General features: G+C 68.3%; 11 protein-coding genes. 6 read left to right on the plus strand and 5 right to left on the minus strand.

Features of this window, described 5'->3' with window-relative positions; all coding sequences use genetic code 11:
• The first annotated feature begins 100 nt into the window (after positions 1-100).
• Genes acuI through DAT37_RS41400 form a run of 3 tightly spaced genes read left to right on the plus strand, consistent with a single transcriptional unit; the run spans position 101 to position 4181 of the window.
• Positions 101-1084, plus strand: coding sequence for an acrylyl-CoA reductase (NADPH) (gene acuI, locus DAT37_RS41390; RefSeq protein ID WP_109530431.1), 984 nt, complete (start codon positions 101-103; stop codon positions 1082-1084).
• Between the two features lie 14 nt (positions 1085-1098).
• On the plus strand, positions 1099-2445 hold the full coding sequence (locus DAT37_RS41395; protein WP_232840315.1) for an FAS1-like dehydratase domain-containing protein: 1347 nt from the start codon (positions 1099-1101) through the stop codon (positions 2443-2445).
• A 29-nt stretch (positions 2446-2474) separates the two neighbouring features.
• On the plus strand, positions 2475-4181 hold the full coding sequence (locus DAT37_RS41400; protein ID WP_109530432.1) for a class I adenylate-forming enzyme family protein: 1707 nt from the start codon (positions 2475-2477) through the stop codon (positions 4179-4181).
• A gap of 504 nt (positions 4182-4685) precedes the next feature.
• On the opposite strand, the gene DAT37_RS41405 is transcribed toward DAT37_RS41400, so the two are convergent.
• Genes DAT37_RS41405 through DAT37_RS41425 form a run of 5 tightly spaced genes read right to left on the minus strand, consistent with a single transcriptional unit; the run spans position 4686 to position 9916 of the window.
• The gene (locus tag DAT37_RS41405; protein ID WP_109530433.1) at positions 4686-5795 is read right to left on the minus strand and encodes an acyl-CoA dehydrogenase family protein; all 1110 of its coding nucleotides are present in this window, start codon (positions 5793-5795) and stop codon (positions 4686-4688) included.
• On the minus strand, positions 5795-6991 hold the full coding sequence (locus DAT37_RS41410; RefSeq protein WP_109530434.1) for an acyl-CoA dehydrogenase family protein: 1197 nt from the start codon (positions 6989-6991) through the stop codon (positions 5795-5797). Before DAT37_RS41410 ends, DAT37_RS41405 begins: the two co-directional genes overlap by 1 nt.
• Entirely contained in the window at positions 6988-7764 is a 777-nt protein-coding gene (locus DAT37_RS41415; protein WP_109530435.1) for an enoyl-CoA hydratase/isomerase family protein, read from the minus strand. The genes DAT37_RS41410 and DAT37_RS41415 overlap by 4 nt, the downstream gene beginning before the upstream one ends.
• A 5-nt stretch (positions 7765-7769) precedes the next feature.
• Positions 7770-8714 (minus strand): acyl-CoA dehydrogenase family protein, encoded by a 945-nt coding sequence (locus DAT37_RS41420; RefSeq protein ID WP_109530436.1) that lies wholly within the window; start codon positions 8712-8714, stop codon positions 7770-7772.
• 32 nt (positions 8715-8746) lie between these two features.
• Positions 8747-9916: an acyl-CoA dehydrogenase family protein gene (locus DAT37_RS41425; RefSeq protein WP_109530437.1), complete on the minus strand. Its 1170-nt coding sequence runs from the start codon at positions 9914-9916 to the stop codon at positions 8747-8749.
• 132 nt (positions 9917-10048) lie between these two features.
• Between DAT37_RS41425 and DAT37_RS41430 the strand changes: the two genes are divergently transcribed.
• From DAT37_RS41430 to DAT37_RS41440, 3 genes are all read left to right on the plus strand, one after another.
• Positions 10049-10855, plus strand: a complete 807-nt coding sequence (locus DAT37_RS41430) for a FadR/GntR family transcriptional regulator (RefSeq protein ID WP_109530438.1) — start codon at positions 10049-10051, stop codon at positions 10853-10855.
• A 571-nt stretch (positions 10856-11426) separates the two neighbouring features.
• A complete protein-coding gene (locus DAT37_RS41435) occupies positions 11427-12962 on the plus strand; it encodes an SMP-30/gluconolactonase/LRE family protein (protein WP_109530619.1) in 1536 nt (511 codons plus the stop codon).
• Positions 12963-13102: 140 nt separating this feature from the next.
• Positions 13103-14479 carry an aromatic ring-hydroxylating oxygenase subunit alpha gene (locus DAT37_RS41440; protein ID WP_109530439.1) on the plus strand — a complete coding sequence of 459 codons (1377 nt, stop codon included), beginning with the start codon at positions 13103-13105 and terminating at the stop codon, positions 14477-14479.
• Positions 14480-14483: the final 4 nt, after the last annotated feature.

A 14483-nucleotide genomic window follows, 5' to 3' on the forward strand; every position in this document is an offset into this window, starting at 1 on the left:
GGAAATATTATTGTCCTATCTGGAGAATCTAATTCTCGTATGACGAAAATTGATGTGCGAGATCCGGAAAGTCCAAGGGCGAGGAAGGAATCCGCTCCGAATGTTTGCGGCAGTTGTTATCGAAAAGGGCGACGAGGGAACAAAAGTCGCGCTGACGAATGTGGATGAAGCGGCGCTTCCCGAGGGGAACGTCACCGTCGAGGTGGCGTATTCGACCCTCAACTACAAGGACGCCCTCGCCATCACCGGCTCGTCGCCGGTCGTGCGGTCGTTCCCGATGGTCCCCGGCATCGATCTCGCCGGCGTCGTCACCGACAGCGCGCATCCGGACTACTCGGCGGGTGACGAGGTCATCCTCAACGGTTGGGGCGTCGGTGAGAAGCACTGGGGCGGCCTCGCGCAGAAGGCGCGCCTGGACGGCGACTGGCTGATCCCCAAGCCCGCGGAATTCACCGCGCGCCAGGCGATGTCGATCGGCACCGCGGGTTACACCGCCAGCCTGTGCGTCGAGGCGCTGCTGCGCCACGGCGTCACGCCCGACCAGGGCGAGATCCTGGTGACCGGCGCGACCGGCGGCGTGGGCAGCATCGCGATCGCGCTGCTGACCAAGGCCGGTTTCGGCGTGGCCGCCGCCACCGGCAAGACCTCCGAGACCGAATACCTCCAGAGCCTCGGCGCGGGCACCGTCGTCGATCGCGCCGAGTTGTCCGAGCGCGGCAAGCCGCTGCAGAAGGAACGCTGGGCCGGTGTCGTCGACACCGCCGGTTCCCACACCCTGGTCAACGCCGCCGCGCAGACCCGCTACGGCGGCGCCGTCGCGGCCTGCGGCCTGGCACAGGGTATGGATTTCCCGGCCACCGTCGCCCCGTTCATCCTGCGCGGTGTGTCGCTGCTGGGCGTCGACAGTGTGATGGCGCCCAAACCGCGCCGTCTCGAGGCCTGGGCCCGACTGGCCCGTGACCTCGACCCCGCCGCCTTGGAATCCATCGCCCAGGAAGTCGGTCTCGGTGAGTCCATCGCAGAGGCGAGCCGGCTCATCGACGGCACCGTGCGCGGTCGCATCGTCGTCGACGTGAATCGCTGATCAGGAGTTTATTCGTGGCAACCACAAGGAAAGCCGCCGCACCGGCGGCGAAGGCCGCACCGGCGGCGAAGGCCGCACCGGCGGCGAAGAAGACCACCGCGGCCAAAGCCGCGCCGGCGGCGAAGACCACCCGCGCGACCAAGACCACCGCCACCAAGGCCACCGCGGCCAAGGCGGCAGCGGCGGAGCCGACCGTCGAACTCGATCTGTCCGACGTCGACCATCGGGTCGGCAAGCCGATCGGCGGCGGTCAGCTGTGGGATCCGTGCAGCACCTCCGATATCCGCCGCTGGGTCATGGCGATGGACTACCCCAACCCGCTGCACTGGGATCAGGAATTCGCCAGGGAGTCCCGCTACGGCGGCCTGGTCGCCCCGCAGTCGATGGCGGTCGGACTGGACTACGGTCACGGCGCCGCCCCCGCGTGTGTCGGCCATATCCCCAACAGCCACTTGATCTTCGGTGGCGAGGAGTGGTGGTTCTACGGTGCGCCCGTGCGCCCCGGCGACACCCTGTTCCAGGATCGGCGTTTCCACGACTACAAGGTCGCGGACACGAAATTCGCCGGGCCGACCATGTTCTCGCGCGGTGACACCACCCACCGCAACCAGAACGGCGTGCTCGTCGCCCGCGAACGCTCCACCGCCATCCGCTACCTCGCCGAAGAGGCCGCCAAGCGCGGCATGTACGACAACTCCGTCGGCGAGCTCAAGCGCTGGACGGCCGAGGAACTGGCCGAGGTCGACGCGCTGCGCACCGAATGGCTGCATTCCAATCGTCTCGGTGTCTCACCGCATTTCGACGAGGTGAAGGTCGGCGACAAGCTGCCGCGCCGCGTCATCGGCCCGCACTCGATCGCGAGTTTCACCACCGAGTACCGCGCCTTCCTGTTCAACATCTGGGGCACCTTCCGCTGGACCGCGCCCGAGGGCATCAAGGATCCGTGGGTGTACCAGGATCCGGGCTGGACCGAGGGGTTCGGCTTCGACGAAGAGGGCGCCAAGATCGATCCGCGACTGCGCGACGGTCTCTACGTCGGCCCGTCTCGCGGCCATATCGACAACGAGAAGGCGGGCGAGGTCGGCATGGCGCGGGCCTACGGCTACGGCGCGACCATGGGCGCCTGGTGCACCGACTACTTGGCCTACTGGGCGGGTAACGACGGCATGGTGCGCCACACCAAGGCCGATTTCCGCCTTCCGGCCTTCGAGGGCGACGTGACCTACTTCGACGCCGAGATCATCGGCAAGGAAGCCCAGTCTGTCTGGGGTGTACCACTGGTCCAGGTCGAGCTCAGGCTCACCGACCAGAATGGCGGCACGCTCGTCAAGTGCGTCGCCGAGGTCGAACTGCCGTTCTGAGGCGGCGGAAGGAACGGGGAAGGTCGAGGATGACCACCGAAACCAAGGAAGTATCCGAACAACAACCGGCGATCGCGTCCGGCTTGCCGCTAGCGGACGAGCCGGGCCTGGGCACCCTCACCCTGCCGGGCTTCCTCCGCGAGGTGACACAGCAGTTCGGCAGTCGTGAGGCCCTGGTCTTCCACGACGACGCCGGTGTCACCCGCTGGACGTACGACGAGCTGTGGGAACGCTCCGTCGAGGTGGCGCGGGCGCTACGCGCCTGCGGCGTCGGCAAGGACAGCCGCGTCGGCGTGCTGATGACGAACAGGCCCGAATGGCTCGCGGCCGTCTTCGGCACCTCGCTGGCGGGCGGCGTCGCCGTCGCGCTGAGCACCTTCTCCACCCCGGCCGAGCTCGAGCATCTGCTCGGGCTGTCCGGAGTCTCGGTGCTGCTGTTCGAACGTACCGTGGCGAAAAGGGATTTCGCCACGGTGCTGACCGATCTGGAACCGGCCATCGCCACCTCGGCGCCCGGCGCCGTGCAGTCGGCGGCCTACCCGTTCCTGCGCCATCTCGCCGTCGTCGGCGAGCCGGTGCCGGGCGGCGCGATCGACCACTGGGACACCTTCGTGGCCCGTGGACAGACCGAACCGGTCGAACTGATCGAGGCCAGCGCCGCGTCGGTGAACCCGAGCGATACCGCTGTCCTGTTCTTCTCCTCGGGCACCACGAGCAAGCCCAAGGGCATCCGCAGCGCGCACCGCGGCGTCACGATCCAGATGTGGCGCTTCCGGCGGATGTTCGGTTTCGGTCCGGAAGACGATGTCCGCTGCTGGACCGCCAACGGGTTCTTCTGGTCCGGCAACTTCGGGCAGGCGCTGGGCTCCACCCTCGCCGCAGGCGGATCGCTGGTGCTCCAGTCGACCTTCGACGGTGCGGCGGCCCTGGAACTGATGCAGTCCGAGCGGGTCAATTTCCCGGTCGCGTGGCCGCATCAGTGGGCACAGCTCGAAGGCGCGCCCAACTGGTCGACGGTGGATCTGAGCAGTCTGCGGTTCGTCGACCGCGACTACCCGGCCGCGCGGCATCCCACGGTGACGACCGACTGGACCGAGCCGGGTCACGCCTACGGCAATACCGAAACCTTCACCATCACCACGTGTTTCGCGGCCAACACCCCCGAGGACGTGATCGCGGGCAGCAGTGGCGAGCCGTTGCCCGGCAATACGATCAAGGTCGTCGACCCGCTCACCGGTCTGGTGCTGACGCGCGGGGAACGCGGCGAGATCTGCGTCAAAGGCCCGACCCTGATGCTCGGCTACGTCGGCATCCCGCTGGACGAGACGCTCGACGAGGACGGCTACTTCCACACCGGCGACGGCGGCTACCTCGACGATATCGGCCGCCTCTACTGGGAAGGACGGCTCACCGACATCATCAAGACCGGTGGCGCCAACGTCTCCCCGCTGGAAGTGGACGAGGAACTCAACCGCTACCCCGGCGTGAAGGTCGGTCGCACCGTGGGTGTTCCGCACGAAACCCTCGGCGAGGTCGTGGTGGCCTGTGTCGTGCCGCACGCGGACACGACGCTCGACGGCGAGGCGATCCGCACCTTCCTGCGCGAAAGCCTGGCCAGCTACAAGGTGCCCCGGCACGTGCTCTTCTTCGCCGAAGAGGATATCGAGATCACCGGCAGCGCCAAGATCAAATCGAGTGACCTGCGGGTGCTCGCCGCACAGCGGCTGGAAACCTAGCCGCTGACCGCGGGGTGGGTCCGGCGCCGACAACGACGTTTGTCGCCGGACCATCGCCCGCGTCCCACGCGCGGCGGACCGGACCCGACAACGGCGTCGTCCGATCCGCCACGGCGGTGCCCGTCACGTGACACGAAAAGCCCGAACAGCCGCTCAGCTGTTCGGGCTTTTTCGTAATTGGGGGTGTCGTGCACGCGGGGTGGGTCCGAATCGGGTCGGGAAGGCCCGGCCTACGCGGACAAACGCGGCGGTCAGGTCCGGGAACCCGGCTGTTCGGGGCGATATTGTCCGTTCGGGCCGGGTGTCCCGCGCTCCGAACAGACAACGCTGTTCGGCCCATCGCGTTCCGGCGATCCCGACTCCCGCAACCGCCGCGCCGTCCGCTCGGTCCGGGGGCGTCCCCTCGCCACACGACGAAGCCCGAACAGACAACGCTGTTCGGGCTCATCGTGTTCGGGTCGTCTCGATGTCAACGGCCGGTGCGCCGCCGCGCCGAGTCGGCGTCTACTCGGCGATTGAAGGAACGTAGCGGCGTGCCAATACCTTGCGGTGTTCGGCGGGAGAGCCGAACAGGGAGCGGTTGAGGACCGCCCGCTTCAGATACTGGTGGATTCCGCTCTCCCATGTGTAGCCGATGCCGCCGTGCAACTGCATCGCCTTGCCCGCGATGTCGACCGCGGCGGCGCTGGTGAACGCCTTGGCCATCGACGCCGCGGTGCTCGCGTCGGGTGTGTCCGCGACGAGGGCGCGTACGGCCGCCGAGACCAGCTGCCTGCCGACGGTCACCTGGACCAGCATGTCCGCGCAGGCGTGTTTGACCGACTGGAACGAGCCGACGGGTCGGCCGAACTGTTCGCGGACCCCGACGTATTCGACGGTCGCGTCCAGCATGGCCTCGCTCAGCCCGAGGCTGTCGCAGGCGAGCGCGACCACGGCGCGGTCACGCAGTCGCCCGAGGGCGCGCGCGCCGTCACCGTCGAAATGCCACACCTGCTCCGGCGCGATCGACAGTCCGTCGACGCGGACGCGCCCGAATCCGCGCGTCTCGTCGACGACCGGTTGTTCGGTCACCAGGTCACCCGGTTCGATCGCGGCGAGCACGATCTCGCCGTCGGATGTGCTCGCCGGGATGAGCAACCGGTCGGCCGAGGCCGCGTCCAGCACGAAATCGGCGCTGCCGTGCAGGGTCGGTCCGTTCGCCCCGTCGACGAGCCGGAATTCCGGCTCGTCGAGGTCGAGTGCGGGCGAACGTCCCGACGACAGTACGACGATCGGCACGGACGCGCCCGCGACGGTGTCGCGCAGTAGCGTGTCGCGTTCCGGGTTCGGGGTCACCAGGCCGAGTGCGCCGAGTCCGAGTGCGGCCACCGCCGGGTAGGCGCCCGACGCCGCCGCGCGTCCCAGTTCACCGAGCAGGACCGCCACTTCCGCGAACGTGGCTTCGGCTCCGTCGAATTCGGTGGGCGCTTCCAGGCCGAGCCAGCCCGAGCGGGCGATCAGCGACCAGTCGACGGCGGTCTCGCGACCGGCCTTGCCGAGCAGATCACGGGCCACCGTGCGCAGTTCGTCATGGATCTCGGCGAATTCGTCACCTGCCGCGAATGCTTCGCTCATCACGTCCCCGTCGGTTCCCTGGGCAGTCCCAGCCCGCGCTCACCGATGATGGTGCGCTGGATCTCGCTGGTTCCGCCCGGAATGGTCCATTCCCACGAGCCGACGAAATCGAGAACCCACGCCCCGGATTCCCAACCGCCGGACATCGGTTTCCGCAGCACCGTATGCGCGCCGACGCCGCCGACCTCGGTGCCGAAATCGGTCATGCGCTGGAGCAGTTCGCTGTAGTACAACTTCACGATGGAGGCGTCGGCCGGACCCGCGGTGCCGGTGTCGTGGCGCTCGACCAGATCGCTGCACAGCGCGCGCAGTCCGGTGATCTCGATATCGAGTGCGACCAGCCGGTCGGCCACCACCGGGTCGTCGACCGGACGTCGTCCGGTCGCGTCGGAGGTCGCGCACGCCTCGACCAGCCAGCGGAATCCGGCGTTGCCGAGACGTTCGGCCAGTTCGAGCATGGTCAGTCCGCGTTCGGCGCCGAGCGTCTGCTGCGCGACCTGCCAGCCCGCGTTCTCCGCGCCGATCAGGTTGGCGGCGGGAACGGGCACGTCGTCGAGGAAGATCTCACAGAAATGCGATTCCCCTACCGCGTTGCGGATCGGACGCACTTCGATGCCCGGTGTGCGCATATCCATCAGGAAATACGAGATCCCGCGACGTTTGGGCGCGTCCGGGTCGGTGCGTGCCAGCAGCAGGCACCAGTCCGCGTATTGCGCGCCGCTGGCCCAGACCTTCTGCCCGGTCACCCGGTAGGTGTCGCCGTCGCGGCGCGCGGTGGTGCGCAGTGCCGCCAGATCCGAGCCCGCCCCCGGTTCGGAGAAGCCCTGGACCCAGAGTTCACCGTCGAGAATGGCGGGCAGATGTCGCCTGCGCTGTTCCTCGGTGCCGGCGGCGAGCAGCGTCGCGGCCGCGTGATGGACCGCGACGAAGGCCAGGACCAGGCGCGGCGCGTCGTGCGCGGCGAGTTCCTGGTACAGCACGACCTGTTTGGGAATCGACATTCCGCCGCCGTAGGCGGCTGGCCAGTGCGGCACCGCGTAACCCGCGGAGCGCAATTTCTGGAACCACTCCTGTTGGAAGCGAACGAATTCCGTCTCCGACGGACCCGTCTGGGCCGTGCGCCAGTCGGGCGGGACGTTGTCCCGGCACCACCGACGCACCTCGGCGCGGAACTCGTGCAGATCGCGCCCGGTCACCGCGCGCGTGCCCTGATCGCCAGCAGTCGCTCCCGGTGTTCGGGGGACTTCATGGTGGACACCTCGGCGGCGAAACCCGCCTGCATCGGCCCGCCGAGGGCCTGCGAGAGGTACATGTTCACCACCCGTTTGGTACTGCGCAGCGCCTCTGCGGGCATCGCGGCGAGGCGTTCGGCGAGTTTGCGCGCCTCGGCGAGCAGTTCGTCCGGCGCGACGGTCCGGCTGGCCAACCCCACCTCGACCGCGGTGGCGGCATCGATGCGATCGCCGGTGTAGAGGAATTCGCGCGTGCGCAGGATCGGGGTGAGCAGCGGCCAGAACGCAGCGCCGCCGTCGCCCGCGACCAGTCCGACCGCGACGTGCGGATCGGCCAGGTAGGCCCGTTCCGACATCAGCACGACATCGCACAGCACCGCCATGCTCGCGCCGAGTCCCATGGCCGCGCCGTTGACGGCGGCGATCACGGGCAACGGGAAGCGCAGCATCTCCTCGATGATCTGCGCGCCCTCGCGGATGCTCTCGTCACGTGCGGCGGGATCGTCGAGGAAGGTGGTGATCCAGTCCAGGTCGCCGCCCGCGCTGAACGCGCGGCCCGCGCCGGTCAGGATGACGACCCTGGCCTCCTGGTCGGCGGCCAGCTGCCGCCAGACCTCGGCGACCGCGCGGTGCAGATCGGCGTTGACGGCATTGAGTTCGTCGGGCCTGTTGAAGGTGACGATGCGGACGGGGCCCTCGGATTCCACGGTCAGCACCGCGGGCAGGTCGTATCCCATGCGACTCACACTCCCCCGATCTCGGTGAAAAGTCCCGCGGGCCCGCAGCGGCCCATGTGGGCGGCCAGTGCCTCGTCGGTGCCGATGGAGGCGAAGGGCAGCCGTCGCAGCGGCAGGCTGTAGCGCGAGAGCCACGACAGCGGCGTCTCGTCGCAGAAGCCGGTGGCGCCGTGCAGTTGGTGCGCGGCGCGGAAGATGGTGTCGGCCGCGTCGAGTATCGCCGACCGCAGCGAGAGCGCGTCGATGAGCGCGTCCTCGCGACCGGCCTGGATGCTCCACAGCGCGTACCTGGCGAGCATGTCGACCCCGCGGCGGTCCACTTCGGCATCGGTCAGCTGGAATTGCACGGACTGGAATTCGGCCAGCGGTTTGCCGAACTGTTCGCGCACCAGCACGTGTTCGCGGGCCGATTCGACCGCGCGATCGAGCATGCCGAGCAGCGTCCAGCAGGGCAGGACCAGTGCCAGCGCCACATCGGCGGCGCCTTCGGTGTCGACCGGGCGCACCCGCACACCGGTCGTGAACGCGGAGTAGCGCGCCGATTCGGTCGACGGCAGCACGGTGATCTCGCCGCGCGCGCCCTCGAGGGTCACCGCGGCCCAGCGCAGATCCACCCCGGCCAACGCCGCGGTGGGTTCGTCTCCGGCGACCACGACGAGGCCGTCGACATCCATGTCGACCGGGCGGGCCAGCCGCTCGGCGACGGGGTACGGCGTCGCCCAGTAGCCCGCGCTGCGGCACAGCGCCGCCGCCGCTTCCAATTCCTCCGGATCGCGGCGCGGCTCCAGATCCCACGCGCCGAGCGCGTCGAGCACCGGGGCGACGAGTTCGTGCCTGCGCGCGGGTTCCGACTCGGCGGCCTGCACCAGTTCGTCGCCACCCGCGGCGCGCAGCGCGCGCAACGCCTGCTTACCGAATTCCTGTGCCTCGTCGGACAATTCGATGGTCATGGCATGACCGTCGGAGGGGAAGGGCGCGGTGGTCATGCGGCCTCCCCGGCCCGGCGGGGCGCGCTCAGCAGTGAGCGGGCGAGCAGGATCTTCTGCATCTCGATACTTCCCGACGCGACGGTCGCCGCGTTCGCGTAGCGCCAGTGATCGTCCACCGCGCGGCGGAACAGCCGCTGTGATTCACCCTCGCTCGGGACGAACGCGGCGAGTTCGGTGAGCACACTCGCGCTCTCCTGATCGAGTTTGGTCACCGCGATCCGGTAGGCGGCGGCGTCGCCGGGCGCGACCCGGCCGGTGGCCTGCATGGAGACCACCTGGTAGGCGAGCAACCTGGCGCGCCTGGCCCGGACCAGCGTCTTGGCCCAGCGCACGCGCAATTCCGCGGGCAGCGTGTCCCAGCGTTCGCCGAGCACATCGGGGGCCGCGGAGAGCAGGCGGTCACAGCGGGCGTATCGGGCGATGCCGACGCGTTCGAAGGCGAGCACCTCCTGCACCACCGACCAGCCTTCGTCCACCGTGCCGAGGACATCGGCCTCGGTGGCGCGGACGCCGTCGAAGAAGACCTCGTTGAGGTGGTGCGGTCCGAGCATGGACTTGATCGGCCGTACCTCGATGCCGGGATCCGACATCGGGATGAGGAAGACGGTCAGGCCCTGCTGTTTGCGCGCGCCGGTCGAGGTGCGGGCCAGCAGGAAGCACCACTGCGCCATGGAGGCGTAGGAGGTCCAGATCTTCTGCCCGGAGATCCGCCAACCGTCGCCGTCGCGGCGGGCCGCGGTGCGCAACGAGGCGAGGTCCGAGCCGGAGTCCGGCTCGCTGAAGCCCTGGCACCAGATCACCTCGCCGCGCGCGATCGGCGGCAGATGTTTGCGTTGCTGGTCGGCGGTACCGTGCCGCATGAGTGTCGGGCCGACCCAGTTGACACCCATGTACTGTGCGCCGCGCGGTTCGTGGTGTGCCCACATCTCCTCGCGGACGACGGTCTGTTCCCACACCGAGGCGCCACCACCGCCGAAATCCTCCGGCCAGGCCGCGCAGAGCAGTCCGTGTTCGGCCAGTACCCGGCAGAATCGCTGGGCCACTGCCAGATCCGAGGGATTGTCGGTGAACGCGCCGAGAAAATCGGCGGGGACCTCCTCGGCAATCAGCCGCCGCAGTTCTCCCCGGAGTTCTGCGGCGGACCCACCCATCGTGAAGTCCATGTGGCGCAGACTACTTCAATCCTCATAAGGATAGCAATATTTGAATGGTCAGCCGGTTGATGACTAGACTGCCGCCATGACGGATACGGCCACCTGCGTTCGAACGAGTCGGACGAACTCGCGACGGTCCGCATGACCACGGCCAAACGCGGCCGGGTGCCGCAGCGCCGCATCGCCGAAACCGTCGCCGCCGAGCTACGCACGCGCATCCTCGCGGGTGACGAGAACTACCGACTTCCCACCCAGGACCAGTTGGTACAGGATTTCGGTGTCAGCTATCCCTCGATCCGCGAAGCATTGCGCATCCTGGAGACAGAAGGCCTGGTAACGGTCAGGCGCGGCAATGTCGGTGGCGCCGAAGTACACCGTCCCGACGCGACTTCCGCAGCGTATCACCTCGGTCTGGCCCTGCAGGGCGCTCGCGTCACGCTCGGCGACCTCGCCGCGGGACTGCGCATGCTGGAGCCGCTGTGCGCGGCCGAATGCGCCGAGCGCCCCGATCGCGCCGACACCGTCGTGCCCGTGCTCGCCGAGAACGTCGAGAAATCCGCCGAACTCGTGGCCGACGGCATGGCCTTCACCCACACCGCGCGCGAATTCCACGACCTCATCGTCCAGAACACCCCCAATCTTACCGTCCGATACGTGGTCAGCACCCTGGTCACGCTGTGGTCGGCGCAGGAGGAGGCCTGGGCGGAGGCGCTCACCAGGCGCGGCGAATACCCCTCCGAGGACGAGGCCGCCGCGGTCGTGCGCACCCACCAGCGCATCGTCACCGAGATCGCGGCGGGCCGGGCGGCCGAGGCCGAGCGCCTGTATCGCACCCACCTGGCCGCGACCCAGGCGCTCGTGCTCGAACGCTTCGACGACGGCGTGGTCAACGCCGCGTCGGCGGGCGCGCGTCTGGCCGTGCACTCCGGGCTGCGTTCCCGGATCTGACGCACCGCGTCACGAATTCCACCGCACCCCCGCTGAAGTCGCGTTTTCCTTGCTGGGCGTCCGCGAACGGCCTAGGATAATCGTGTTCTCATCCCAGTGAAATCAGCGTTTCCAATCGTGTTTCGGGCGTATGCTCGGGTAGACCTGGGCACCGGACGGCACATTCCGACCGGACCGACGCGACCGGTCGACGCCGAGAGGTCGTTGTCTGCGGCTATCCGGTTGCAGCACAACATATTTCAATACAGCAGCGAGACGGGCGACGCCCCGCCTCCGCTCGGCGGCACGACCGCTTCACGCCGCTTCGAGGCGTCATCGACAGCCCGCGGCAAATTACCCACCGGTAAGCAATTGTTCAAGTATTGCTATCCTTGTGAGGATTGAAGTAGCGTGACCCACGACACGCGGTCCTGCACTTGCCCCCATCGGAATCCCGCCCCACGGCGCCGCCGGGTCCGGGCAGTGCCGCAACGCGAATATCGGACTTCTCACCGCATCGGAGGGCCCCACCTTGACTCGAGGGGCGCGTTACAGCAGCACCACGTCCATCACCACCGCGGAGGGTGTGAGCATCGAACGGCTCACACCGCCCAGCCGCCTCTTCGGCGCGAACGGCCTGCGCACCGGACCTGATAACCGCATCTACGTCGCCCAGGTGGTGGGCAGCACGATCAGCGCCCTCGACATCACCACCGGCGATCTCGAGACCATCAGCGCCAAGGGCGGCGACATCATCGCCCCCGACGACATGGCCTTCGACCCCGCGGGCAACCTCATCGCCACCGAGTACATGGACGCGCGGGTGAGCGTGCGCAGCCCCGACGGCACCAGCCGAGTGCTGCGCGACGATCTGCCCGGCGCCAACGGCATCACCGTGTACAACGGCAGGCTCTTCGTCAACGAGTGCCGCATCGGCGGCAGGCTCATGGAGGTGCCGCTCGACGGCAGCGCGCCGATCGTGCTCCAGGACAACCTGCCGATGCCCAACGCCATGGAGGTCGGCCCGGACGGGCTGCTCTACTACCCCGTGATGGGCACCAACGACATCTGGCGCATCGACCCGAACGGCGGGACGCCGGAGCGGGTCGTCGGCGATCTGGCCGGGCCGGACTCGGTGAAGTTCGACGCCGCCGGGTTCATCGTCTCCACCCAGGCGGGCACCGGGCAGGTGCTGCGCATCGATCCACGCACCGGCGACCGCGAGGTGCTGGCCCAGCTCGACCCCGGCCTGGACAACTGCACCTTCGTCGACGGCAGGCTCTTCGTCTCCAACTTCAACGGCTCCATCACCGAGGTACTCGGCGGCGGCGAGAGCAAGTCGCTGCTGCCGGGCGGTCTGCTGTGGCCGCTCGACCTCACGGTCGGACCGGACGGCACGCTCTACGTCGCCGACGGCACCTACTTCCACGAGTTCCGTGACGGCAAACTCCAGGTGGTCGCGTCGCTGTTCAGCCTGAACAGCCCGGGCTACGTGCGCGGCGTGGTGGCGACCGGCGTCAACGAGTTCGTCGGCGCCACCTCCACCGGGCAGATCGTCACCTACAAGCACGGCGAGGAGCCGGAGACCGGGCTGATCGCCGACGGCTTCGCCGAGCTGTACGGCATCGCGGTGGCCTCGGACGGTTCCATCGTCGCGGTCGACGCGGGCACCGGACAGATCGCGTCGGTGCGCGGCGGACAGACCGAGGTGCTGGCATCCGGCCTGCAACGCCCGATCGGCGTCGCACTCGGCCCGGACAACGCGATCCTGGTCTCCGAATCCGGCGCCGGACGCGTCGTTTCGGTCGGCGCGGGCGGTGTCGACACCGTCGTCGACGGCCTCGAGACCCCGCACGGCATCCTGGTGCGCGGCAAGCAGCTGCTCATCGTCGATGTCGGCCTCAAGGCTCTGATCAGCTTCAACCTCGAGACCAAGGTGCGCACCACCCTGGCCACCAACCTGCCGGTGGGCACCCCCGACGGTGTCGTCGCCAAGCCGCTCCAGGGCACCCCGCCGTTCTCGGGCCCGATGGGCCCGTTCGCCGGTATCGCCGCCGCACCGGACGGCACCGTCTACATCTCAGCCGACGCCGAGGGCAGCGTGCTCGTCCTGCGCGAGGAGGCGTGAGCCACCGATGACCGACGGCGGGGAACGGAAACGCGACAAGCCTGTTCCCCGCTGCCGGGCCATCGCGAGAGAACACCGGCCGGACCAGCCACCGCGCCGCGACCACCTACTGACACCACGGTTTCCACCAGGAGGATGTCATGACCGAAACCGCTGAAAACATCACCGAGACCACCACGACGGAACCCCTGTCGACTCCGATGTCGATCGGTGTCGAGGCATACATATCCCCGGAATACGCCAAAGCCGAGGGCGACAAGCTCTGGGCCAAGGTCTGGCAGCAGGTCGCGCGCGTGGAAGAGATCCCCAAGGTCGGCGACTTCCTGACCTACGAGATCGTCGACGACTCGATCATCGTCGTGCGCACCGCCCCCGACACCATCCGGGCCTACCACAACGTCTGCGCCCACCGCGGCCGCCGCCTGGTCGACACCCCGCCCGGCGCACACGACGCCCGCGGACAAGCCCGCCAGTTCATCTGCGGCTTCCACGGCTGGCGCTACGACCTCGAAGGCAACAACACCTTCGTCGCCGAACGCGAGGACTGGACCTGCGGACTCACCGAGCGCAACGACGGCCTCAACCACGTGCAGGTCGACACCTGGGGCGGCTGGGTCTGGATCAACATGGATCCCGAGGCCGGATCCCTGCGCGACTACCTCGAGCCGGCCGCGAGCCTGCTCGAACACTTCGAACTCGAGAAGATGCGCTACCGCTGGCGCAAATGGCTCACCTTCGACTGCAACTGGAAAGTCGCCTTCGAAGCGTTCATGGAGACCTACCACGTCCCCTACACCCACCCGGAATTCACGAATTTCGGTAGCTTCCTCGGGTGGGCCCGCCAGCAGGGCAAGCACAGCAACATCGGCTACGACGCGCCGAAGGGCATGGAAGAGAACCAGGCCAAGCTGCGCGTCGGCGGCGGTGACGACGCCCGTATCTCCACGGCGACCCTGCAGAACTTCACCTGGGAGAACGCCAACACCAACACCACGCGCACCCTCGTCGACGTCGCCAACCGTCTCGTCGACGAACTGCCCGAAGGCACACCGAGTGCCGAGGTGTTGCGCTACTGGCTCGAGACCTCTCGTGCCGAGGACCAGGCCCGCGGTGTCGACTGGCCGAAGGTGGAACCCGACATCGTCGCCAAGGCGGGCACCGCCTGGCAGATCTTCCCGAACTTCCAGATCGGGCACGCGGTCAACAACATGCTCTGCTACCGGTTCCGGCCCTTCGGCACCGATCCGGACAAGTGCATCTTCGAGGCCGCGGTTTTCGAACTCTTCCCCGAAGGGCAAGAACCCGAGACCGAATGGGAATACACCCCCGTCGGCGACCCGGGGTGGCGCACCGTGCTCCCCCAGGACTTCGACAATATGGCCGCGGTCCAGCAGGGCATGAAGTCCAGGGGCTTCTCCGGTCCCAAACCCAATCCCTATCGCGAACGCAGCGTGGTCAACCTCCACCACGGCCTGGCCCAGTACATGGGTACCGGCGAACCACGCGACCTCGTCTGAATCA

This window comes from Nocardia aurea, assembly GCF_003123685.1.
Taxonomy (GTDB): domain Bacteria; phylum Actinomycetota; class Actinomycetes; order Mycobacteriales; family Mycobacteriaceae; genus Nocardia; species Nocardia aurea.